The sequence below is a fragment of the Xenophilus azovorans DSM 13620 genome, from assembly GCF_000745855.1.
GTDB classification, from domain to species: Bacteria; Pseudomonadota; Gammaproteobacteria; order Burkholderiales; family Burkholderiaceae_C; genus Xenophilus; species Xenophilus azovorans.
In genome coordinates this window covers 1-22365 of the sequence record NZ_JQKD01000041.1, presented here as the reverse complement: position 1 = coordinate 22365, position 22365 = coordinate 1, and the positions used below count along the sequence as shown (strand labels likewise).

23 protein-coding genes are annotated in these 22365 nt (G+C 72.7%); 9 read left to right on the top strand and 14 right to left on the bottom strand.

Annotation, left to right across the window (positions count from 1 at the left end; all coding sequences use genetic code 11):
• Nucleotides 1-2 precede the first annotated feature (2 nt).
• Both Q392_RS19935 and Q392_RS19930 read right to left on the bottom strand, forming a co-directional pair.
• Nucleotides 3-1175: a M20 aminoacylase family protein gene (locus Q392_RS19935; protein WP_038211486.1), complete on the bottom strand. Its 1173-nt coding sequence runs from the start codon at nucleotides 1173-1175 to the stop codon at nucleotides 3-5.
• Between the two features lie 23 nt (nucleotides 1176-1198).
• Nucleotides 1199-2551: a DUF3100 domain-containing protein gene (locus Q392_RS19930; protein ID WP_038211485.1), complete on the bottom strand. Its 1353-nt coding sequence runs from the start codon at nucleotides 2549-2551 to the stop codon at nucleotides 1199-1201.
• A gap of 205 nt (nucleotides 2552-2756) precedes the next feature.
• Between Q392_RS19930 and Q392_RS19925 the strand changes: the two genes are divergently transcribed.
• Genes Q392_RS19925 through cutA form a run of 3 tightly spaced genes read left to right on the top strand, consistent with a single transcriptional unit; the run spans nucleotide 2757 to nucleotide 4425 of the window.
• Nucleotides 2757-3716, top strand: coding sequence for a LysR family transcriptional regulator (locus Q392_RS19925; protein WP_038211523.1), 960 nt, complete (start codon nucleotides 2757-2759; stop codon nucleotides 3714-3716).
• Entirely contained in the window at nucleotides 3713-4057 is a 345-nt protein-coding gene (locus tag Q392_RS19920; RefSeq protein WP_038211477.1) for a hypothetical protein, read from the top strand. Before Q392_RS19925 ends, Q392_RS19920 begins: the two co-directional genes overlap by 4 nt.
• Before the next feature lie 47 nt (nucleotides 4058-4104).
• Complete coding sequence (gene cutA / locus Q392_RS19915; protein ID WP_038211476.1) at nucleotides 4105-4425, top strand: divalent-cation tolerance protein CutA; 321 nt, start codon at nucleotides 4105-4107, stop codon at nucleotides 4423-4425.
• Between the two features lie 9 nt (nucleotides 4426-4434).
• On the opposite strand, the gene Q392_RS19910 is transcribed toward cutA, so the two are convergent.
• Nucleotides 4435-5109, bottom strand: coding sequence for a histidine phosphatase family protein (locus tag Q392_RS19910; RefSeq protein WP_038211475.1), 675 nt, complete (start codon nucleotides 5107-5109; stop codon nucleotides 4435-4437).
• A gap of 84 nt (nucleotides 5110-5193) precedes the next feature.
• Between Q392_RS19910 and Q392_RS19905 the strand changes: the two genes are divergently transcribed.
• Complete coding sequence (locus tag Q392_RS19905; RefSeq protein WP_084217228.1) at nucleotides 5194-5832, top strand: dioxygenase family protein; 639 nt, start codon at nucleotides 5194-5196, stop codon at nucleotides 5830-5832.
• Between the two features lie 10 nt (nucleotides 5833-5842).
• Here the strand turns inward: Q392_RS19905 and Q392_RS19900 are convergent, their stop codons facing one another.
• From Q392_RS19900 to Q392_RS19865, 8 genes are all read right to left on the bottom strand, one after another.
• Nucleotides 5843-6808: a threonine dehydratase gene (locus Q392_RS19900; protein WP_038211474.1), complete on the bottom strand. Its 966-nt coding sequence runs from the start codon at nucleotides 6806-6808 to the stop codon at nucleotides 5843-5845.
• A gap of 8 nt (nucleotides 6809-6816) precedes the next feature.
• Nucleotides 6817-7449, bottom strand: coding sequence for a LysE family translocator (locus Q392_RS19895; RefSeq protein WP_038211472.1), 633 nt, complete (start codon nucleotides 7447-7449; stop codon nucleotides 6817-6819).
• Entirely contained in the window at nucleotides 7449-8147 is a 699-nt protein-coding gene (locus Q392_RS19890; RefSeq protein WP_038211519.1) for a VOC family protein, read from the bottom strand. Before Q392_RS19890 ends, Q392_RS19895 begins: the two co-directional genes overlap by 1 nt.
• Nucleotides 8148-8209: 62 nt before the next feature.
• Nucleotides 8210-9154, bottom strand: a complete 945-nt coding sequence (locus tag Q392_RS19885) for a PhzF family phenazine biosynthesis protein (protein ID WP_038211471.1) — start codon at nucleotides 9152-9154, stop codon at nucleotides 8210-8212.
• Complete coding sequence (locus Q392_RS19880) at nucleotides 9151-9783, bottom strand: glutathione S-transferase family protein (RefSeq protein WP_038211467.1); 633 nt, start codon at nucleotides 9781-9783, stop codon at nucleotides 9151-9153. The genes Q392_RS19885 and Q392_RS19880 overlap by 4 nt, the downstream gene beginning before the upstream one ends.
• A 5-nt stretch (nucleotides 9784-9788) precedes the next feature.
• Nucleotides 9789-10961, bottom strand: a complete 1173-nt coding sequence (locus Q392_RS19875; RefSeq protein ID WP_084217232.1) for an aminotransferase-like domain-containing protein — start codon at nucleotides 10959-10961, stop codon at nucleotides 9789-9791.
• 2 nt (nucleotides 10962-10963) lie between these two features.
• Nucleotides 10964-11932 carry a DMT family transporter gene (locus Q392_RS19870; protein ID WP_038211466.1) on the bottom strand — a complete coding sequence of 323 codons (969 nt, stop codon included), beginning with the start codon at nucleotides 11930-11932 and terminating at the stop codon, nucleotides 10964-10966.
• Entirely contained in the window at nucleotides 11929-12528 is a 600-nt protein-coding gene (locus tag Q392_RS19865) for a LysE family translocator (RefSeq protein WP_038211464.1), read from the bottom strand. Before Q392_RS19865 ends, Q392_RS19870 begins: the two co-directional genes overlap by 4 nt.
• A 93-nt stretch (nucleotides 12529-12621) precedes the next feature.
• Between Q392_RS19865 and Q392_RS19860 the strand changes: the two genes are divergently transcribed.
• Together Q392_RS19860 and Q392_RS19855 are read left to right on the top strand one after the other, a co-directional pair.
• Nucleotides 12622-14046, top strand: a complete 1425-nt coding sequence (locus tag Q392_RS19860) for an aminotransferase-like domain-containing protein (protein WP_038211463.1) — start codon at nucleotides 12622-12624, stop codon at nucleotides 14044-14046.
• Nucleotides 14047-14068: 22 nt separating this feature from the next.
• Nucleotides 14069-14497: a hypothetical protein gene (locus Q392_RS19855; RefSeq protein ID WP_051953785.1), complete on the top strand. Its 429-nt coding sequence runs from the start codon at nucleotides 14069-14071 to the stop codon at nucleotides 14495-14497.
• Between the two features lie 19 nt (nucleotides 14498-14516).
• Here Q392_RS19855 and Q392_RS19850 read toward each other — a convergent pair whose 3' ends face one another.
• Nucleotides 14517-15461: a LysR family transcriptional regulator gene (locus Q392_RS19850; RefSeq protein WP_038211462.1), complete on the bottom strand. Its 945-nt coding sequence runs from the start codon at nucleotides 15459-15461 to the stop codon at nucleotides 14517-14519.
• 95 nt (nucleotides 15462-15556) lie between these two features.
• Here Q392_RS19850 and Q392_RS19845 point away from each other — a divergent pair, with 95 nt between their 5' ends.
• Genes Q392_RS19845 through Q392_RS19835 form a run of 3 tightly spaced genes read left to right on the top strand, consistent with a single transcriptional unit; the run spans nucleotide 15557 to nucleotide 18316 of the window.
• Nucleotides 15557-16945 carry an acyclic terpene utilization AtuA family protein gene (locus Q392_RS19845; RefSeq protein WP_038211455.1) on the top strand — a complete coding sequence of 463 codons (1389 nt, stop codon included), beginning with the start codon at nucleotides 15557-15559 and terminating at the stop codon, nucleotides 16943-16945.
• Nucleotides 16942-17298: an AtuA-related protein gene (locus Q392_RS19840; protein ID WP_038211452.1), complete on the top strand. Its 357-nt coding sequence runs from the start codon at nucleotides 16942-16944 to the stop codon at nucleotides 17296-17298. Before Q392_RS19845 ends, Q392_RS19840 begins: the two co-directional genes overlap by 4 nt.
• 46 nt (nucleotides 17299-17344) lie before the next feature.
• Nucleotides 17345-18316 (top strand): Bug family tripartite tricarboxylate transporter substrate binding protein, encoded by a 972-nt coding sequence (locus Q392_RS19835; protein ID WP_038211451.1) that lies wholly within the window; start codon nucleotides 17345-17347, stop codon nucleotides 18314-18316.
• A 13-nt stretch (nucleotides 18317-18329) separates the two neighbouring features.
• Here Q392_RS19835 and Q392_RS19830 read toward each other — a convergent pair whose 3' ends face one another.
• Both Q392_RS19830 and Q392_RS19825 read right to left on the bottom strand, forming a co-directional pair.
• Nucleotides 18330-20030: a phospholipase D family protein gene (locus tag Q392_RS19830; RefSeq protein WP_051953784.1), complete on the bottom strand. Its 1701-nt coding sequence runs from the start codon at nucleotides 20028-20030 to the stop codon at nucleotides 18330-18332.
• 17 nt (nucleotides 20031-20047) lie between these two features.
• On the bottom strand, nucleotides 20048-21937 hold the full coding sequence (locus Q392_RS19825; RefSeq protein WP_038211450.1) for an ABC-F family ATP-binding cassette domain-containing protein: 1890 nt from the start codon (nucleotides 21935-21937) through the stop codon (nucleotides 20048-20050).
• Nucleotides 21938-22365: the final 428 nt, after the last annotated feature.

Sequence of the window (22365 nt, the reverse complement as noted above, 5' to 3'; positions counted from 1 at the left end):
CATCATGCGACGGGGAGCTGCTGCTTGACCAGTGCCACCCAGTAGGCCGCGCCCAGCGGCAGGATGTTGTCGTTGAAGTCGTAGTAGGGGTTGTGCACGGGCGGGTCGCTTGGGCCTTCGCCGGCGCCGATGGCGATGTAGGCGCCGGGGCGCTTCTGCAGCATGAAGGCGAAGTCCTCCGAGCCCATGGCGGGCGGGATGCCGGTGTCCACCTTGTCCTCGCCCACCAGGCTGGCGGCGGCGGCCACGGCGGCGGCCGTCTCCTTCGGGGTGTTGACCACGCCCGGGTAGCCGCGCATGTAGTTCAGCGCCACCCGCGCGCCGTGCGTGGCCGCCGTGCCCTCGCAGATCTGCTGCATCGCCGCCTGCACCCTGTCCTGGATGCCGGCGTCCAGCGTGCGCACGGTGCCGCGCAGCACCACCTCCTCGGGGATCACGTTCCAGGTGTCGCCGCCGTGGATCTGCGTGACGCTGACCACGGCCGAGTCGGTGGCGCCGGTGCGGCGGCTCACGATGGTCTGCAGCGCGTTGACGAGCTGCGAAGCCACCACGATGGAATCGATGCCGGTCTCGGGCATGGCGCCGTGGCTGCCCTTGCCGGTGACGGTGATCTCGAAGGTGTCGAGGTAGGCCGTCATGGTGCCGGTGCGGATGGCGAAGCGCCCGCGCGGCAGGCCCGGGAAGTTGTGCATGCCGTACACCGCGTCGGCGGGGAACTGCTCGAACAGCCCCTCTTCCACCATCACGCGGCCGCCGCCCTCGTTCTCCTCGCCGGGCTGGAAGACGAAGTGCACCGTGCCCCGGAAGGGCTTGTGCCGCGCCAGGTGCGCGGCCGCGCCCAGCAGCATGGCGGTGTGGCCGTCGTGGCCGCAGCCGTGCATCTTGCCCTGGCAGGTGGAGATGTGCGGCTTGTGGCTGCCCAGCTCCTGCATGTTCAGCGCGTCCAGGTCGGCGCGCAGCGCGATGCTGGGTCCTTCGCCGTGCTTCAGCGTGGCGACCACGCCGGTGGTGGCCAGGCCGCGGTGGATGGGCAGGCCCATCAGCGTGAGCGCGTGGGCCACCACGTTGGCGGTGCGGTGCTCCTCGAAGGCGGTCTCGGGGTTGGCGTGGATGTCGCGGCGCCAGGCGACCATGCTCTGGCGGATGTCTTCGGCGATCTCGGGGTCGCGGTACATGGGGTTTCCGTGTCGTCGTGGGGTCAGTGGAAGAATTCGGCGATCAATGTCGCGCCCAGGAAAGTGCCCGCCGTCGCGGCCAGCGACACCACCACGATGCGCCAGCCCAGCCGGCGGAAAAGGGGCAGGTCCTTGGCGACGGAGAAGCCGGCCAGCGCCAGCACCGGCGTGGTGAAGGCCATGAAGTTCAGCTTGCCGGTCAGCTCCAGCACCGTGCCGGTGAAGGGGAACATGCCCGGGATGCCGACCACCGTGGCCACCACGCCCAGCGTGATGACCAGCGGCAGCCGGGGGACGAAGCGCTTGACGGCGGTGACCACGGCCACGATGGCCACGACGATCAGCATGCCCTCCAGCGACACCAGCGGCGACACCTTGTACGACAGGGCGTTGGCGATCACCACGCCGCCGGTCATCAGCACCCAGGCCAGCACCGTGTCGCCGAGCGAGACGCTGTGCATGCCGCCCAGGGCGCTCTTCGCGTCGGGCGCGGCCTCCTCGACTGCCTGGCGGCCGCGCTTCGTGAGGCGGCCCAGCACCGGCTCCAGCTTGCCGTACAGCCACGAGCAGGCCGGCAGCGACAGGAAGAGCGTGAAGTAGAAGCCGACCACCATGGTCAGCAGGTTGGACGCTGCGGCGATGGCGGTGACCTCCTCCACCATGTGCGGCGGGAGCTGCGCCGTGATGGTGCCCAGCGCGGCCGCCATCAGGCTGCCCGAGCCCACGCCGGCGCCCATGGCCAGCGAACGCGGGTCGAAGATGTTCAGGCTGGCGACGAAGCCGGCCAGGATGGCGATGAACAGCGCGCCCAGCACCGTGCCGGTGATGTACTCGGCCAGCACGCCGCGGCCCTCGGCCGAGGCCATGCCGTACTTCTCGCCGATGATGGCGATGTTGCCCTCGCGGCCCACCGAGAAGGTGGAGCCCACCGCCTCGCGCTTGATGCCCAGCACCAGCGCCAGCGGCAGGCCCAGCACCAGCGTGCCGAAGGCGTGGCCGAACTCCTGGAAGAACAGCGCCCAGCCGGCCTTCATGACCAGCGGCAGCGCGCCGCCCACCGTCAGGCTGAGCTTGGCGACGAACAGCATCAGCGCGGCGTTGAGCAGGCCGCCGGCCAGCCCCTGCAGCCCGGTGTCGATGCGCACGGCGGCGGGCACGCGGCGCTGCGCGGTGCCCCAGGCGGCGGCGATCAGCAGCGCCCACAGCATGGGCAGCAGCACGACCTTGCCGGGGCCGGCCTGGAACTGGGCCGAGCCGATCCACTCGGCCAGCGCGACGACCAGCAGCGTGACGATCAGCAGGCGCAGGCGGCCGGCCAGGGGCGAGGCGAGCGGCGCATCGGACAGCGCAGGGGAGGTGGACGAGGCGGTATTCATGGAGGGGGCTTTCCTACGGATCGAAGCGGGCGCGAGGAGAAGAGGAAGGAAAAGGGCGGCGGCCGCCCGCACCCCGGCCGGCCGCGCTGCCGGCGGGCCGGCGCAGCGAAGTCTCGTCAAGCCGCGCTGTTGCATCAATGACCGGAAGTTGGGATATTTGTTGCATGAAATGCAACGCTCGGGGCGCCACCCCATGCTGAACGCGATGGACGACCGGCTCGACGCACGCCGCGTGCGCTACTTCATGCAGGTGGTGGAAAGCGGCTCGGTGCGCGGCGCGGCCGAGGTGCTGGGCATGGACCCGTCGGCCGTCAGCCGCGCCATCGGCGTGCTGGAGCAGGACTGCGGCACGCGCCTGCTGGAGCGGCGTGGCCGCGGCGTGGTGCCCACCGACGCCGGCGAGCTCCTGGCCGGCTACCTGCGCCGCCAGCACAGCCAGAAGCAGCAGTTGCTGGCCCAGCTCGACAGCATCCAGAAGATCGAGCGCGGCCACATCGACATCGTCGCCGGCGAGGGCTTCGTCGACTGGCTGATGCGCCACAGCCTGCGCCGCTTCATGGCGCGGCATCCCGGCATCACCGTCGACCTGTCGGTGGGCAGCTCCGACGAGATCGTGCGGCGCATCGTCGAGGAGCGGGCCCACATCGGCATGCTGTTCCAGCCGCCGCGCGACGACCGGCTGCGCTCGCACCACTCGCACTCCCAGCCGATCCAGACGCTGGTGCTCGACGCACACCCGCTGGCCCGGCTGGGGCGCTCGCTGAAGCTGGCCGACCTGCAGCCGTACCCCGGCGTCGCGCTGCACCACAGCTTCGGCGTGCGCCAGCACATCGAGGCGGCAGAGATCAGCGAGGGCGTGCGGCTGAACACGGTGCTGACCACCAGCTCCTTCAACGCCCTGGGCCACTTCGTGGTGGCGGGGCTGGGCTACGCGCTGTCCACCCGCATGTCGCTGCCTTCCACGCTGGACGCCGCGCGCGTGGTCGCGCTGCCGATGAGGAACCCGCTGCTGTCGCAGGGCCGCGTGCACGTGGTGTCGCGCCACGGCCGGGTGCTGGCGCCGGCAGCGTCCACGCTGCTGCGGCAGATCGTGGCCGACTTCTCGCTCTCGACCAGCCCGGCGGCCGACCTGTCGGGCACCGCACCGGGGGAGGCGCAGGCGTGAACGCGCCCCGCACGCCGCGCGTGCGCCGCCGCCACCACGTCTACGTCGTCGAGCTGGACGACCGGGTGTGGAACAGCGCGCGCTTCCGCCGCTCCAATCCCGGCTGGCAGCTCGGCCGGCCCTTCGTCTACGTGGGCATGACGGGCCTGGACCCGGACCTGCGCTTCGACCGCCACAAGGCCGGCCTGCAGGCCAACCGCTTCGTCCTGCTGTACGGCCTGCGCCTGCTGCCGCAGCTCTACGAGCGCTACAACCCGATGACCTACAAGGAGGCGCAGGCGATGGAGGTGGAATTGGGGATCCGCCTGCGCGCGCTGGGCTACGGCGTGTGGCAGGGTTAGGGCCCCCGCCGCCGCTGCTTCTTCTTGATGCCTGAAAGGAACACCCGATGAGCGACACCGCCTGCATCGTCCTGACCACCGCCGGCACCGAGGACGAGGCCGAACAGCTGGCCGACGCCATCGTGCAGGCACGCCTGGCCGCCTGCGTGCAGATCCAGCGGGTGCGCAGCGTCTACGCCTGGCAGGGCGAGACGCGCCGCGAGCCCGAGTGGCTGCTGATGGCCAAGACCCGCGCCGGCCGCTTCGCCGAGCTGGAGGCCTTCATCCGCGAGCGCCACGGCTACGAGGTGCCGGAGATCGTGCAGGTGCCGATCACCGCCGGCTCGGCGGCCTACCTGCGCTGGCTGGGCGAGGCGACGACGGGCTGAGCGCGTGCCTCAGGCGTAGGTCACCCAGTCCTCGTACGCCGGCCCGTCCAGGTGCGGCAGGGTGTTGTAGGTCACCAGCATGTGCCGCTTGGGCGTGAAGGCGAACTCCGTCACCGCGGTGTTGCGGATGCGCAGGTTCAGCTCGATGGTCGTCTCGGCGCTGGTGCCCAGTACGTGGCCCACCGCGGTCGAGATCGGCCCGCCGCTGCTGACCACCAGCACCTTCGCGCCGTGGTGGCGGTCGCGCACGTGGTCCAGCGCGGTGGTCACGCCGGCGAGGAAGTCGACGTAGCTGGGCATGCCCACCGGCGCGGTGCGGCCCTGCATCCAGGCGGCGAGCCCGTCGCGCAGCAGGCGGAAGTGCTGGCGGTACAGCTCGGGCGTGTCGGGCTTCTCCAGCTTTTCGGGGTGGATGCTCGCCACCACCGCGGCGCTGTCGTACTCGTTCAGGCCGGGCCAGGGCAGGACGTCGTCCCGCGTCAGGCCGAGCCCCCTGGCGATGCCTTCCCAGGTCTCGCGGTGGCGGCGCAGCGTGCCGGTGATGACGGCGTCGAACTGCATGCCGCGTTCGCGCCAGTATTCGCCCAGGCGTTCGGCCTGGCGGTGGCCGAGTTCGCTGAGCTGGTCGTAGTCGTCGGCGCCGAAAGAGGCCTGGCCGTGGCGCACGAGGTAGAGGGTTCCCATGCCCCGGATTCTGGCGAAGGCGCACGCCGGGCGGCGTCGCGCCAGCGACCGGAACTTCGCTGCCCGGGATGGCGTCGGAAGGCGATGCCCGACGTCGCCTCATCTCCGCGCCGCCTCGTTCTGCGTGCCGCTGCCGCCACCGCCGTCGCGGCGCCCGCGCTCTGGCTGGGCGCCCGCGCGCAGCCGGCCGCCGCCCGCCGCCTCACGCCCGCCCAGACCGAAGGCCCGTTCTACCCCGACCGCCTGCCGGCCGACCAGGACGGCGACCTGCTGCGCAACGGCACGCTGCGCTACGGCGGCGGCCAGCCGGCGTGGGTCGAGGGGCGGGTCAGCGACCTCGACGGCCGGCCGGTGGCCGGCGCGCAGGTCGAGATCTGGCAGTGCGACGAAGGCGGCCGCTACCACCACAGCGGCGACGGCAACCGCGCGGACCCGGCCTTCCAGGGCTTCGGGCGGGTGACGGTGCGGGCCGACGGCGCCTGGCGCTTCCGCACCATCCGGCCGGTGCCCTACACCGGGCGCACGCCGCACATCCACTTCAAGGTGAAGCTGGGCGCGCGCGAGCTGCTCACCACGCAGCTCTACGTGGAGGGCGACGCCGGCAACGCCCGCGACGGCCTCTGGCACCGCCTGAGCGCGGAAGACCGCGCGGCGGTGACGGTGCCTTTCGTGCCCGGCAGCGACGGGCTGCAGGCGCGCTTCCCGATCGTCGTCGCCGCCTGACGGCGCTGCGCTACGCGCCGCGCAGCACCTGCGCGAACAGCGGCGCGTCCACGTTGCCGCCGGTGAGCATCACGCCCACCCGCCGCCCGGCCCAGCGTTCGCGCTGCTGCATCGCGGCGGCCAGCGCGGCGGCGCCGGCCCCCTCGGCCAGGTTGTGGGTGGCGCGGTAGAGCAGGCGCATGGCGGCGGCCACCTCCTCGTCGGTGACGGCGACCACGTCGTCGGCCTCGCGGCGCAGCACCTCCAGCGATTCGGGCACCGGCGTGCGGCAGGCCATGCCGTCGGCCAGCACCGTGCTCACCGGCGCCTCCACGGCATGGCCGGCGCGCCAGGAATCGAGGTACGCCGTCGCATGCGCCGACACCACGCCCACCAGCCGGGTCTTCACCCCCGCGTGCGCCCGCGCCGCCGCGGCGGCGGCGAAGCCCGAGCCCAGGCCGATGGGCACGAACAGCACCTCCGGCGGTGCGTCGCGCAGCGCTTCGAAGAACTCGACGCAGGCCGTCGCCACGCCGCGCACCAGCTCACGGTCGAAGCTCGGCACGCGATGCAGGCCCTGCGCCTCGGCCAGTTCCGCCGCATGCTCGGCGGCGGCCTGGAAGTCATCGCCGTGCTCGACCAGCGTGACGCCCAGGGCGCGCATGGCGGCGTTCTTCTCCACCGAGTTGCCGTGCGGCACCACGATGGTGGCCGCCAGGCCGTGCCGCCGCGCCGCGAAGCCGACCGACTGGCCGTGGTTGCCGCGCGTGGCGCTGATGACGTGCCGCACGCCGGGCTGCGTGCGCCGCAGCGCGTCGAAGTAGGTCAGCCCGCCGCGGAGCTTGAAGGCACCCACGGGCGTGTGGTTCTCGTGCTTGAGCCAGACCTCGCAGCCCAGCGCCTCGGCCAGCAGCGGCCAGGCGTACTGCGGCGTGGGCGGCAGCGCGGCCTGCACGGTGCGCCGTGCGTCGGCGATCTCGTCGGCGGTGAATCGCATGGCGGGCCTCACTTGCGTTCGGGCAGGGCGATACGCACCGCCAGCGCGGCCAGCACGCTGCCCATCACCCAGCGCTGGGCGCGCAGCCAGCCCTCGCTGCGCGAGAGGAAGACGGTGATGCCGGCCGCGCCCAGCACCAGCGCGCAGTTCACCGCGCCGCTGATGCCGATCTGGATCGCGCCCAGCTTCAGGCTCTGCAGCAGCACCGAGCCCTGGTCCGGGTGCAGGAACTGCGGGAAGAAGGAAAGGTAGAACATCGCCACCTTCGGGTTCAGCACGTTGGTGAGGAAGCCCATGGCGAACAGCCGGCGCGGCGGGTCGGTCGGCAGGGTGCGCGGCTGGAAGGGCGCCGCGCCGCCCGGCTTCACCGCCTGCCAGGCCAGCCACGCCAGGTAGGCCGCGCCGGCCAGCCGGATCGCATCGAAGGCGAAGGGCACGGCCAGCAGCAGCGCCGTGAGGCCCAGCGAGGCCGCCATCAGGTGCACGACGAAGCCCAGCAGCACCCCGGCCAGCGAGAGCAGCCCCGCCGCGCGGCCCTGGCACAGCGCGCGCGAGACGCAATAGATCATGTTCGGCCCCGGCGTGAGCACCAGCACCAGGGCGGCCAGGGAGAAGAACAGCAGTTCGTGCAGGCCGGTCATCAGAGTCCTTTCGATGCGAGCGTGGCCTCGCCGCGCGGCGTGCGCAGCCGCGCGGCCAGGCTGGGGGCGCCGGCCTCCACCGGCACGGTGTCCTGCAGGCCCAGCGCCGCCAGCGCCGGGCGCAGCGCCTCGGGCCGCGGGTGCGCCGCCTGCAGGTCCAGCAGGTCGACACCGGCGTGCGGCAGGCTGTCGGCGGGGTGCGCGTCGCCGCCCCACTGGATCAGCGTGGGCAGCGCGCCGTAGAAGAGGCGCTGGCCGTCGTCGCGCACGGTGATCTGCCACTGCAGGCGGCCGGCAGGCGTCTGCCGCGAGGCCGCGAGCACCGCGCCGCGGTCGATCGGCGCCGGCCCGGCGGCCAGCGCCTGCACGGCGGCGTGCATGTCGGGCACGCGGGCGACCCAGTGCACCAGGCGCGGGCCGTCGTGCTCCAGGCCGGCCTGGAGCACCGGGTCGTCCAGGTCGAACCAGCGCCGCAGGCCGCGGGCGCGGGTGGGCTGCGCGCCGTGGTCGATGGCGATGATCTCCAGGTAGCAGCGCGGGAAGCCGGCACCGCCCAGCGCCAGCAGCCGGTTGTGCGTGCCCATCAGCGGGTGCGCGCCGCCGGGCGCGGGCGTGACGCCCAGCGTCGCCTCGCACCAGGCCACGCCCTCGGCCAGCGAGGCGGCGGCGACGACGAGGTGGTCGATCTGCGAGGACATCGGCATACCTTCGCGCTGGCGCGCTGCGGTGCGAGCCCCCTTCGGAGCGGCCGGGCGGGGGCTCACAGTGCCACGCGGCCCTCGATGCAGGGCGCGACGTCGCCGCCCACCCACACCTGGCCCTCCGCGTCGCGCTCGATGAAGACGCGGCCGTCGCGCCCCAGGCACTGCCCCTGGCCGGCGACGTAGCGCTCGCCCAGGTGGCCCTCGGCGATCAGCCACTGCGCCAGGCTGGCGTTGAGGCTGCCGGTGACCGGGTCCTCGTCCACGCCGATGGGCGCGGCGAAGGCGCGCACTTCCAGGTCCACCGCGTCCTCGCGCTCGGCCACGGCGACGTCGCCTTCGTCCTGGCGGCCGCCGAAGGCGCGCGCCTCGCGGCTGGAGCGGCCGATCAGGAACGGCGACGCCTGCGAGGCCGGCAGCCCGGCGACGCCGATCTTCTGCCCCAGCTCGCGCAGCGCGCGGTGGTCGGGCCGCAACGACAGCACGGCCTCGTCGTCGGCCAGCAGCAGGCCCAGCCACACCGGGCCGTTGTCCAGCATCTGCGCGGCGAGGATCTGCGGCGCCTTCAGGCCCAGGGCGGCGGCCACCTTGGCCAGCAGCATCGGGCTCGGCGCGCTGCGCCTGACCGGCGGCGCGGCGAAGGCCAGCCGCTCGCCGGCGCGGATGTCCACCAGCCCGACGGCGCACTGCTGCACCACGCGGCCCTTGCGGCGCGGCTGGCCGCCGGCGCGCAGCCACGCATGGCAGGTGCCCAGCGTCGGGTGGCCGGCGAAGGACAACTCGCCGCCGGGCGTGAAGATACGCACGCGGTAGTCGGCCGCCGGGTCGGTGGGCGGCAGCACGAAGGTGGTTTCCGACAAGTTCGTCCAGCGCGCGAAGCGCTGCATCGCCTCGTCGGCGAGGCCTTCGGCGTCGAGCACGATCGCGAGCGGGTTGCCGAAGCCGGGCGTGCCGGTGAAGACGTCGACTTGCTGGAAGGGGCGAGAGGAGGTCACGGTGGTCATTCCAGGGGGAGATCCAGCACGCCGCGTGCGCCGGGGCGGGCCTGCACCTCGGCGAACCAGCGCTCCAGGTGCGGCCAGCTCGGGTGCCGGTACTCGGCCGGCGGCAGGCCGAACCAGCGGTGCACCTCGCAGCCGATGGGGATGTCGGCCATGGTGAAGCGCTCGCCGGCCATGAAGGGCCGTGTGGCGAGGTGGGCGTCGAGCATCGCCATCAGCGGCTCGGTGGCGGCGACCGACTGCGCGATCACCTGCGCGTCGCGCTCGGCCGGCGGCGTGCGCACCAGTTGCAGGAAGGCGCCGCCGCTCACGCGGTTGAGCGTGGTCTGCTGCCAGTCCATCCAGCGCTCGGCGTCGAAACGCTCGGGCAGCTGCTCGGGGTAGAGCTGCCGCGTCCAGTGCCGGGCGCACAGGTAGCGCACGATCACGTTCGACTCCCACAAGACAAAGCCGCCGTCGTCGCTGATGGCGGGCACCAGCGCGTTCGGGTTCAGCGCCAGGTACTCGGGCGACTGCACCACGCCGTACTTGCCGCCGGCCTCGGTGCGCTGGAAGTCCAGGCCCAGCTCCTGCGCGCACCACACCACCTTGCGCACGTTGATCGAGCTGATGCGGCCCCAGATGTTCAGCATGGCGTTCACTTCCTCCCCAGCGCCTCGCGCACGGCGTCGGCCAGCGCGGCGACGGCGGTGGCGATCTGCTCGGGCGTGGCGGTGACAAAGGACAGCCGCAGCGTGCGCACGTCCGGCTCGCCGGCGTAGAAGGGCGCGCCGGGCACGAAGGCCACGTGGCGCTCCACCGCACGCGCCAGCAGCGCGGTGGTGTCGATGCCCTCGGGCAGTCGCAGCCACAGGAACATGCCGCCGGCGGGCACGTTGAACTCGACGTCCAGGCCGCGCAACTCCCGGCGCAGCGCCGCCACCATCGCATCGCGCTGCTGCCTGTAGAGCGCGCGGATGGTCGGCACGTGGCGGTCGAGGAAGCCGTCCTTCATCACCGCAGTCACCATGCGCTGGGTGAAGATGGGCGTGTGCAGGTCCACCGCCTGCTTGGCCTGCAGCAGCTTGGGGAAGATCGCCTTCGGCGCGACCAGGAAGCCCAGCCGCAGGCCCGGCGCCAGCACCTTGGAGAAGGAGCCCAGGTAGATGCCGCCCTCGGGGTTGCGGGCCGTGAGCGGCGCCGGCGGCGGCTGGTCGAACCACAGCTCGCCGTAAGGGTTGTCCTCGACGATCGGCAGGCCGGCCTCGGCGGCGACGGCCGAGACGGCGGCGCGGCGCGCCTCGCTCATCGTGTGGCCGGTGGGGTTCTGGAAGTTGGGCAGCAGGTAGATGAAACGCGCGTCCTTCGCCTTTGATCGCAGGTCGTCCGCCAGCACGCCCTCGTGGTCGCTCGCCACGCTCACCGCCTGCGGCTCCATCGGGCTGAAGGCCTGCAGCGCGCCCAGGTAGGTGGGCGTCTCCACCAGCACCTTGCTGCCCGGGTCGAGCAGCACCTTGGCGATCAGGTCCAGGCCCTGCTGCGAGCCGGTGGTGATCAGCACCTGCGCCGGGTCCACGTCCCACGGCAGCATGCCGGCCACCGCCTGGCGCAGCGGCGCGTAGCCCTCGCTGGCGGCGTACTGCAGCGCGGCCTGGCCGTCGGTGGCCAGCACCTCGGCGCAGGCGGCGGCGAACTCGCTCACCGGGAAGGTCTTCGGCGAGGGCAGGCCGCCGGCCAGGCTGATGACGTCCGGGCGCTCGGTGACCTTCAGGATCTCGCGGATCGCCGAGGGGTTCATCTTTTCCGCGCGGGCGGCGAGGGTCCAGGTCATCGTCATGAGGGGCTCCTTGATGTCGTTGTGTCGGGCGTGCGCCGGGCGCTGTCCGCCGCGGCAGGTTGGGAGAACTTCTTGCCCGCCACCACCGTGGCCACCACGGCCGCGGCGAAGCCGAGCGTCACCACGTCCAGCGGCTCGCCCAGCAGGGGGATCGAGGCGAGGATCGAGAAGAAGGGCTGGAGGAGTTGCGTCTGGCTCACGCGCAGGGCGCCGCCCATGGCCAGCCCGCGGTACCAGGCGAAGAAGCCCATCCACATCGAGAACACCCCGAGGTAGACGAAGCCGGCCCAGGCCGAGGGGGCCGCCGGCCGGTCGGGCCACAGCGCGACGGTGGCGGGCAGCGTGAGCGGCAGCGCCATCACGCACACCCAGCAGATGACGCGCTCCGCGCCCAGCGCCGGCGTGACCTGCGCGCCGTAGATGTAGCCCACCGAGGCAGCGATCACCGCGCCGACCAGCAGCACGTCGGCCCACTCGAAGCCGAAGCCGTGCCCCTGCTGCCAGGCGCGCAGCAGCGAGAAGGCCACCACCAGCGCGCTGCCCAGCACCGCGCAGACCCAGAAGCCCAGCCGCGCGCGCTGGTGCAGCACCCAGGCCGCGACGGCGGCCGTCACCAGCGGCAGCAGCGCCGTGATCACGGCTGCATGGCCGGCGGTGACGCTGCGCAGCGCATAGGCCAGCAGCAGCGGATAGCCGATCACGTTGCCCAGCACCGCCATCGCCAGCGGCTTCCACTGGTGCGGCTGCGGGCGCGGCGAGCGCGTGGCGAGCAGGAAGACCGCCGACAGCGCGCCGGCCAGCGCCGCGCGCCCCACCGTCACGAACCAGGGCGAGAGCTGCGGCGCCTCCGCCGTGCCGGTGGCCAGCCGCGTGGCCGGCAGCGTGATGCCGAAGAACGCCACGCCCAGCACGCCCAGCCACAGCCCCAGCGTCTCTTCGCGCGTCGGCCTGTGCGCCGCCGTCATGCGACCGCCATCCAGGCCGCGGTGAGCACCAGCACCAGCGCCATCGCACGGTTGAACCAGAGCAGGCGGGTGCCCTGCGCGAGCCACCGGCGCAGCAGCGCGCCGGCCGCCGCATAGAGGAAGTTGCTGGCGAAGGCGAACAGCAGCATCACCACCAGCACCAGCCCCGTGCGCTGCGCCGCGTCGGCCTTGCCGGCCACCCAGCCGGCCACGATCGCCAGCGCCAGCAGCCAGGCCTTGATGTTCACGAACTGCAGGCCCACGCCCTGCCAGAAGCCGACCTGCATGCGCGCGCCGTCGGCCTGGCCCAGCCGGCCGCTTTGCGACAGCTTGAAGGCCAGCCACAGAAGGTAGGCGATGCCCAGCGCCTTGACTGCCAGCCGCGCCGCCGGCACGGCTGTCACCAGCGCGCCCAGGCCGCCGGCCGTGAGCAGCAGCAGCAGGCTCCAGCCGAAGGGCACGGCGACCACGAAGCGCATCGCGCCGCGCAGCCCGCCGTTGGCCGCGAGGGCCGTGGCCAGCGTGGTGTTGGGGCCGGGCGTGAAGCTCATCGCCGTGGCCAGCACCAGCAGTGCCGTGAATTCTTGCCATTCCATGGAAACGCACTCTAAACTGAGGACCATTACACAACCAGTACAGATTCGAGAACATTGAGGGCCATCTGTACTGGTCACCGCGCCGACACACGCATGCTGACACGAACATCCGCCCAGACGCTGACCGAGCAGCTCGCCGACCGCTTTGCCGAGCGCATCCGCAACCGCCTGCTGGCGCCCGGCGCGCGCCTGCCCTCGGTGCGCGAATGCGCGCGCCAGCAGGGCGTGAGCCCGCACACCGTGGTGGCCGCCTACGACCAGCTGCTCGCGCAGGGGCTGGTCGAGGCGCGCCGCCAGCGCGGCTTCTACGTGCGCAGCGAAGCCGCGGCGCCGGCGCGCCCCGGGCGCGGCGCGGCCGACGAGGCGTCGGCGCCCACCGCCACCGTGCTGGCCGCCGCGCCGGCCGACGCCAGCACGCTGATCCGCGGCATGTTCCACCGCCAGAGCGACAAGCCCCAGCCCGGCATGGGCGTGCTGCCGCCCGACTGGCTGGAGAGCAGCTTCATGCCCGCCGCGGTGCGCCGCGTCACCGGCGTGAAGGCGCTGCAGGAGTTCTCGCTGCAGTACGGCGACCCGGCCGGCGACGCCGGCCTGCGCCGCAGCCTGGCGAAGAAGCTGGCCGGCATCCAGCTGGAGGTGCCGCCGGCGCAGATCGTCACCACCGTGGGCGCCACGCACGCGCTGGACATCGTCAGCCGCACCCTGCTGCGCGCCGGCGACCCGGTGATGGTGGAGGAGCCCGGCTGGGCGGTGGAGTTCGCGCGGCTGGAGGCGCTGGGCATGCGCGTGCTGCCCGTGCCGCGCCGCGCCGACGGGCCCGACCTGGAGGTGATGCAGCGCTACTGCGAGGCGCATGCGCCCAAGCTCTTCGTCAGCGTCAGCGTGCTGCACAACCCGACCGGCCACTGCCTCTCGCCGGCCAGCGCGTACCGCGTGCTGCAGATGGCGCAGCAGCACGACTTCCACATCGTCGAGGACGACACCTACAGCCACCTCGCGCCCGAGCACGCCACGCGCCTGTCGGTGCTGGACGGCCTCTCGCGCACCATCTACGTCAGCGGCTTCGCCAAGATCCTGGCGCCCAACTGGCGCATCGGCTTCCTCACCGCCTCGCCGGCCCTGGTCGAGCGGCTGCTGGAGACCAAGCTGCTGGCCACCCTCACCACGCCGGCGCTGTTCGAGCGGGCGCTGGCCTGGTGCATCGACCAGGGCCAGCTGCGCCGGCACGTCGAGCGCATCCGCCTGCGGCTGGACGGCGCCCGTGCCCGTGCGGTGAAGCTGGCGCTGGCGCACGGGTGCACGCTGGCCGCCGAGCCGGCCGGCCTGTTCGGCTGGGTCCAGACAGGCGTGGACACCGACACGCTGACGCAGCGCATGCTGGACGAGGGCTACCTGCTCGCGCCGGGCTCGCTGTTCCACGCCCGCCGCGCGCCGACCACGCTGATGCGCATCAACTTCGCGACGACACAGGACGCGGCGTTCTGGAAGACCTTCGTGCGGGTGCGCGCCACGCTATGACCGGCGCGGAAACGGCCGAGGCATGAGGCCGCGCTTCCTGGGCGCGCTGCTGCTGCCGGCGTTCGCGCTGGCGGGCTGCGACCGCGCGCCGCCCGAGTCCGAGATGGCGCAGGCGCTGCGGGAAGCGCCGCCGGAGCACGTGTTCCGCGGCGTGCTGGCCGGGCAGCCGGTGCACCTCATCGTGCACGACTGCGAGGTCTTCCGCGTCGAGCACGATGCGCGCGGCGCGCTGCACGGCACCCGCGTGCTGGCGCCGGAGCCCTATCCCTTCTTCACCGGCTGCGAGCGCCAGTCGCTGCGCGCCGAGCCGGGGGCGGTGGTCGCCGTCCTCGGCCGCCAGGCGCTGGGCGCGGGCGGCTGTTGCGCGACGGGCGGCACCTACCGCTCCGTCGATGGGCGGCGTTGGACGAAGCGCCGCGCGGGGCTTCGACAGGCTCAGCCCGAACGGTGATGGTGGAGCGACCTGCCACTCAACCCTGCGCCCGGCGCTTTCTGCCGGCCTGCGCCTGCGGCGGCGCGTCGAAGCGCTGCACCACCATGTCGTGCAGCGCCTGCGCCGCCGCCGACAGGCTGCCCTCGCGCCGCCGCACCAGCAGGATCCGCCGGCGCAACTGCGGCAGCGGCAGCGCCCGGGTGGCGATCGTCTCGCGGCGGAACTGGTAGAGCGTCAGCGTGGGCACCACGCTGATGCCGAGGCCGGCCTCGACCATGCCCATCACCGTGGCGAGCTGCTCCACCTCCAGCAGCGTGTTCATCTGCAGCGGGTGCAGGGCCGCCTCGAGCGCCTGGCGCACGCTGCTGTTGCGCGTCATGTGGATGAAAGGCCAGGGCGCCAGCTTGCGCAGGGTGAGGCGGGCTTCCGATGCCAGGAGATGGTCGGCGCGGCACACCAGGTGGAAGCGGTCCGTGCCCAGCACGCGCGTGTGCAGCCCGGCCGAATCGGCGGCGCGCAGGCCGGCGGCCGCCAGCGCGAAGTCGGCCCGGCCGCCGCGCACAAGGTCAATGCAGGCGTCCGAGAGCAGGTCCGACAGCGCCAGCGTCACCCCCGGCCAGGCGGCGCGGTAGTCGGCGAAGAGGGCGGGCAGCCAGCCGGCGGCCAGCGAGGGCAGCGCGGCCACGTGCACGTGGCCCTTGCGGCGCTCCACGTGGTCGGCCAGGTCGCCCAGCGCGCGGGCCGTGTCGGCCAGGAGCTGGCGGGCCGAGGGCTCGAACAGGCGCCCCTCCGGCGTGAGCTGCACGTTGCGCGTGTTGCGGTCGAACAGGCGCGCGCCCACCGCGTCCTCCAGCGACCGGATCAGCGCGCTGAAGGCCGGCTGCGACAGGTGCGTGGCCTGCGCCGCGCGCGTGAAGTTGCGCAGCTCGGCCAGCGTGAGGAAGGCGCGCATCGCGCGCGTCGAGAGGTCGGGCGTTGCCATTGATTTGCCATGCGGATCAATCGATCCGAACTTTCGATTTTACGGATGAAGGTGCGGTGCCTACAGTGCCTCTCGCAAACGAGAGACGCGCAGACATGGCACCGCCCCTTCCCGCCCCCTTGCTGATCGGCTGCGCCGCCGGCTTCTCCGGCGACCGCACCGACGCTGCCGGCCCGGTGGTGGACACGCTGATCGCGCGGCTGACGGCGCCGGATGCGCCCCCCGGCCAGCGCGCCTTCCTGATCTTCGAGACCCTGGCCGAGCGCACGCTGGCACTGGCCCAACTGCGCCGCCGCGCCGACCCCGAGGCCGGCTACGAGCCGCTGCTGGACGCCATGCTGCGGCCGGTGCTGGCGCGCTGCCTCGCGCACGGCATCCGCATCGTGAGCAACTTCGGCGCCGCCCACCCGCGCGCTGCCGCGAGGCACATCGCCCGCATGGCGCGCGAACTGGGCTGCGCCGTGCCGCCCATCGCCGTGGTGGAGGGCGACGAACTCGCCTCGCCCGCGCAGCGCGAACGGCTCGGCCGCACGCTCGGGCCGGCCCTGGACGGGCTGCGCATCGTGAGCGCCAATGCCTACATCGGCGCCGGGCCCATCGCCGCCGCCCTGCGCGCCGGCGCGCAGATCGTGGTCTGCGGCCGGGTGGCCGACCCGTCGCTGGCGGTGGGCCCGGCGCTGGCCCACTTCGGCTGGGCCGACGACGACTGGGACCGGCTGGCTCGCGCCACCATGGCCGGCCACCTGCTGGAGTGCGGGGCCCAGGTCTGCGGCGGCTACTTCGCCGACCCGGGCTTCAAGGACGTGCCGGCGCCGGAGGCGATCGGCTTTCCCATCGCCGAGATCGACGCCGACGGCGGCGTGGTGATCGGCAAGGCCGAGGCGCCCGGTGGCCTGGTGAGCGAGGCCACGGTGAAGGAGCAGTTGCTCTACGAGGTGCACGACCCGGCCGCCTACCTCACGCCCGACGTGACGGCCGACATCGGCGAGGCCGAGGTGACGCGCATCGGCCCCGACCGGGTGCGCCTGGCCGGCGTGCGCGGCCACCCGCGGCCGTCGGCCTACAAGGTCAACGTGTGCCACGAGGGCGGCTGGCTGGCCGAGGCGGAGATCTCCTATGCCGGCGCGCGGGCCGAGGCGCGCGCGCGCCTGGCGGCCGACATCCTGCGCAAGCGCCTCCACGGCCTGGCGCCGCGCATCGACCTGGTCGGCGCCCTGAGCCTGTTCGCGGACGATGCGGGCCGGCTGCTGGCGGCATCGCCGCCGGGCGATGCGCGCGACGTGCGGCTGCGCGCGGCCGCGGCCCACGCCGAGCGCGGCCAAGCCGAGCGGGTCGGCCGCGAGGTCATGGCGCTCTACACGTGCGGCCCGGCGGGCGGCGGCGGCGTGCGCACCTCGCTCACGCCGCGGCTGAACACCGTCTCGTGCCTGCTGCCGCGCGAGGCGGTGCCCACGCGCTTCGAAATCGTGGAGGGCACCGCATGACCATGCTGCGCGTCCCGCTGGACCGCCTGGCCCACGGCCGCACCGGCGACAAGGGCAACCGCTCCAACATCAGCGTCATCGCCTGGCACCCGGACCTGTGGCCGCTGCTGGTCGAGCAGGTCACCCCCGAGCGCGTGGCGGCACAGTTCGCGCACCGCCGGCCTTCGCGGGTGCAGCGCTTCCTGCTGCCCAGGCTGCATGCGATGAACTTCGTGATCGACGACGTGCTGGACGGCGGCGTCAACGACGCGCTGAACCTCGACACCCACGGCAAGGCGCTGTCGTACCTGCTGCTGGCGCTCGAGGTCGAGGTGCCGCAGGCGCTGGCGCACCGGCTGGCCGGGCCCGCGTGATCCGTCCTTCTTTTTCTTCCGCTTCAAACCAAGGAGACAAGCACCCATGACACGCCATCGCTTCCTGGCCCGCGCAGCGTTCGCGGCCCTGGCCTTCGCCGCCGCATCCGCCGGCGCGCAGGGCTTTCCCGCCAAGCCCATCACCTTCGTCGTGCCCTTCGCGGCCGGCACGGCCACCGACCAGATCGCCCGCGCGCTGGGCAATGCCGTCACGGCGGAGACGAAGCAGTCCGTGGTGATCGACAACAAGCCCGGCGCCAGCGGCTTCATCGCCTCGCAGCAGGCGGCCAAGGCGGCGCCCGACGGCTACACCGTGCTCATCACCACCAACACCACGCATGCGGCCAACGAGCACCTGTACAAGAAGCTGCCCTACGACCCGGTGAAGGACTTCGCGCCCCTCACCGGCCTGGGCAAGGGTGGGCAGGTGATGGTGGTGACGCCGGACTTCCCCGCGAAGACGGTGGCCGAGTTCATCGCGCTGGCGAAGAAGGAGCCGGGCAAGTACAGCTTCGGCAGCGGCAGCTCGTCCAGCCGCATGGCGGGCGAACTGCTGCAGCAGATGGCGGACATCAAGCTGCTGCACGTGCCCTACAAGAGCAACACCCTGGCCGTCACCGACCTGCTGGGCGGCCAGATCCACATGATGATCACCGACACCGCCACCGGGCTGCCGCAGGTGAAGGCGGGCAAGCTGCGCGCGCTGGGCATGTCCGGCGCCAGCCGCTCGCCGCTCGCGCCCGAGGTGCCGACCATCGCGGAGGCCGGCGTCAAGGGCTACGAGATGGGCTACTGGTTCGCCGCCTACGCGCCGGCCGGCACGCCGCCGGAGGTGGTCGGGCGGTTGAACGAGCTGCTCTCGCGCGCGGCGCGCAGCGAATCGGCCCGCACCGCCTTCTACGCGCCCACCGGCACCGAGGTGTTCACCACCACGCCGGACGAACTGGCGAAGTTCCAGGCGGGCGAGGCGCAGAAGTGGGGACGCATCGTGAAGGCGGCCGGCATCCAGCCCGAATAGGCCTCGCCGGCGTTCAGAGCATCTCGTCCGGCGCCAGCGGCCCGATCAACTGCAGCAGCAGCCGAAGGCCCAGGCTGGCGTCGGGCTCGCGGCGCGCGTCCTCCAGCCCGCTGCCCTGCGGCGCGCGCCAGACCAGGGCGCCGCCGTCGGTGCGCTCGACGTGCCAGGCGCCCTCGCGCAGCGCCGTCTCGATCGACTGCGTCGCCTGCTTCGACAACTGCGGGCTGCGGATCAGCAGGGCGACCTCGGTGTTCTGCTTCTGCGAGCGCAGGTCCAGGTTCATCGAGCCGACCACCAGCAGGCGCCCGTCCACCACCAGCACCTTGGAGTGCAGCATGGCGCGCGAGCCGCCCGTCACGCTCGCGCCCGAGGCGCCCAGCGCGCTGCCCACCGTGGCCTGCTCGCTGCGCATCTCGTAGAGCGCGACGCCGACGTCCAGCAGCGCCTCGCGGTGCCGGGCATAGCCCACGTGCGCGATCGGAGCGTCGTTGGAGGCCAGCGAGTTCGTCAGCACGCGCACCCGCACGCCGCGCCGCACCGCGTCGGCGAAGGCCTTCATCATGTCCGGGCCGGGCACGAAGTAGGGCGAGATGATGAGCAGATCGCCGCGCGCCTGGCCGATCAACTGCAGCAGGCCGTCGACCACCGTCTCGCCGGCGGCCACCTCGCCCTGCGCCGAGGGCGGCGCGGCCGGGGCCGTGCCGGCGCCCTGTTCGTCGGCCGGGATCTTGGCCGGCCGGTCCACCATCATCGCGGCCGGTGCCCAGACGAAGGGCTGCGCCGCCAGGTCCATCGGCTGCTGGTTCCACACCGCCGCGCGCCGCGCCGCCGCCTGCGCGCGGTCCGCGCCGTCCACGGGGCGCGGCTCGCCGTCCGGCGGCTGCGGGGCGTTCGCGGCGCCGTCGCGGCGCTCACGCTCGGCGCGCACTTCGTCGCGCAGCCTGTCCAGCGCCTCGCGCGAGACGAGCGACTGCACCGGATAGGCGCGCTCGTTGTTCCAGTAGGTGTCGAAGCTGCGCGACAGCTCCTTGACCACCTCGCCGGAGGCCAGCACGTCCAGGTCGACGAAGTTGCCTGCGTCGCCGTGGCCGAAGTAGGCGTCGCCCAGGTTGCGCCCGCCGGTGATGCCCATCGCGTTGTCGGCGATGAACAGCTTGTTGTGCATGCGCTGCTGGATGCGCCCGGCGTCGCCCAGCGAGCTGACGACCCGCCCGAGCGCGGAGGCGCGCGCGCCCGCCAGCGGGTTGAACAGGCGGATCTCGATGTTCGGCTCGAAGGCCAGGCGCAGCACCAGCGCGTTGCGCCCGGTGCTGTGGAAGTCGTCGAGCAGGATGCGCACCCGCACGCCGCGCGCGGCGGCCTCGCGCACCGCGCGCATCAGGCGGGCCGTGCTGGCGTCGGCGTGGATGGCGTAGTACTGCAGGTCCAGCGTTTTCCGGGCCGCGTCGACGAGCGCCAGCCGGCTGCCGTAGGCGCTCTGTGGCCCTTCCAGCAGCAGGAAGCCGGAGGCGCTGCGCGCGCCGGCGTCGCGCCGGCGCTGCTGCACCAGGGTGCCCAGCGGTGTGCCTTCGGGCGAGGCCAGGGCGCGGGAGGGCGGGCGCGGCACGTCCTGCGGCAGCTGGGCGCATGCGGTGAGGCCGAGCAACAGTGCGCCGAGGATGCCCGCTTGGCCGAAGGCGGTGGACAGGCGGTCCAGGAGGATGCGCGGGTGCATGATGGCGTGAGGCTCGGTCAACCGATGGCGCCCAGGGCGTCCCAGCGTTCGAGGGCGGTCATCAGCGCCTCCTCGATCTGCGCGTGGCGCGTGGCCAGCTCGGCGGCGCGCGCCGGGTCTTCTCCGTACAGGGCGCCGCCGCCGCGCTCCAGTTGCTCGGCGATCGTCTTCTGCTCAGCCTCGAGTTCGGCGATGCGCGCCGGCAGCGCCTCGAGCTCGCGCTGCTCCTTGTAGCTGAGCTTGCGTTTGGCCGAGGCCGCCGCCGGCGCTGCGGCGGCCGCTGGCGCCGGCGCCGATGCAGCGACTGCGCGCGGCGCCGCGGCCTGGGCGAGTTCGCGCGCGCGGCGCGACTGGACCAGCCAGTCCTGCACGCCGCCTTCGTACTCGCGCCAGCGGCCCTCGCCCTCGAAGGCGATGGTGCTGGTCACCACGTTGTCGAGGAAGGTGCGGTCGTGGCTGACCAGGAACACGGTGCCGTCGTAGTCCTGCAGCAGGTTCTCCAACAGCTCCAGCGTGTCGATGTCCAGGTCGTTGGTCGGCTCGTCCAGCACCAGCACGTTGGCCGGCCGGGCGAACAGGCGCGCCAGCAGCAGCCGGTTGCGCTCGCCGCCGCTGAGCGAGCGCACCGGCGACTGCGCGCGCGCCGGCGAGAACAGGAAGTCGCCCAGGTAGCTCTTCACGTGCTTGCGCTGCGCGCCGATCTCGATCCACTCGCTGCCGGGGCTGATGAAATCCTCCAGCGTCGCGTCCAGGTCGAGCGCCGCGCGCATCTGGTCGAAGTACGCCACCTGCAGGTTCGTGCCCAGGCGCACCGTGCCGCTGTCCGGCGCCGTCTCGCCCAGGATCAGCCGCAGCAGCGTGGTCTTGCCCGCGCCGTTGGGGCCGACCAGCCCGATCTTGTCGCCGCGCAGCAGCGTCGCGCTGAAGTCGCGCACCACGGTGCGGTCGCCATAGGACTTGGTGACGCCCTGCAACTCCGCCACGATCTTGCCGGTGGGCAGGCCGCTGGCCACGTCCATCTTCACGCTGCCCAGCGCCTCGCGCCGCCGCGCGCGCTGGCGGCGCAGTGTCTCCAGCCGCGCCACGCGGCTCTGGCTGCGCGTGCGGCGGGCCTCCACGCCCTTGCGGATCCAGACCTCTTCCTGCGCCAGCAGCTTGTCGGCCTTGGCCTGGATCACCGCCTCCTGCGCCAGTTGCTCCTCCTTCTGCGCCTGGTACTGTGCGAAGTTGCCCGGATAGGAGCGCAGCTGCCCGCGGTCCAGCTCGACGATGCGCGTGGCGATGCGGTCGAGGAAGGCGCGGTCGTGCGTGATCACCACCACGCTGCCCCTGAAGTCGATCAGCAGCTGCTCCAGCCACTCGATCGCATCCAGGTCCAGGTGGTTGGTCGGTTCGTCCAGCAGCAGCACGTCCGGCTGCGCCACCAGCGCCTGCGCCAGCGCCACGCGCTTGCGCGTACCGCCGGACAGGGAGCCGATCATGGCCGCCGCGTCCAGGCCGAGCCGGTGCAGCGTCTCATCCACGCGCTGTTCCCAGTGCCAGGCGTCCAGCGCCTCGATCTCCGACTGCAGTGCATCCAGGTCCTCGCCCTCGGCCGCCGCCAGATAGCGTTCGCGCAGCGCCGTCGCCTGCGACAGCCCGACGGCCACCGACTCGAAGACCGTGGCGGTCGGGGCGAGATCGGGTTCCTGGGCGACGTAGGTCGTCCGAAGTCCGGTGCGCAGTTGCAGCGTCCCGTCGTCGGGCTGCTCCAGTCCCGCGAGGATGCGCAGCAGCGACGACTTGCCGGCGCCGTTGCGCCCGATCAGTCCGATGCGTTCGTTGTCCAGCAGGGCGAACTCCGCGCCATCCAGCAAGGCGACATGCCCAAAGGCGAGATGCGCGCCCAGCAAAGTGATGAGTGCCATTCGTCGATTATCCGGAGCGCGCGAGGCGCGCCCGTGCGATCGTCGATGTCGCCGCGCCGCGCGGCCGCCTGCATGACCCGCATCCTCGCAGTCGACTGATGCCTTTCAACCGATGTATACTGGCGGGCTCGGCTGAATGCGGAAGCGGAAAGCCGGGGGCGACGAAGCCGCCGATTCGATCCACTGGACACCACGAGGAACGAGTTGACGGGGCATCGAAAAAGATGCCATAATCGCTGGCTCGGCTGATTCGGGGCCGCAAGCGCGAAAGCGGCGGATTCGAATGAGTTGAGGGCTTGAAGAAGGCCAAAAATTTGACGGGCTTCCAAAAAGCGTGTCATAATCTAAGGCTTCGCTGATCGCGGCGGAGTTTGGTGGAAGCGGAAGTTTCTGCCGAGATCGTTAACAAGTTACAGCCGATAAGCGTG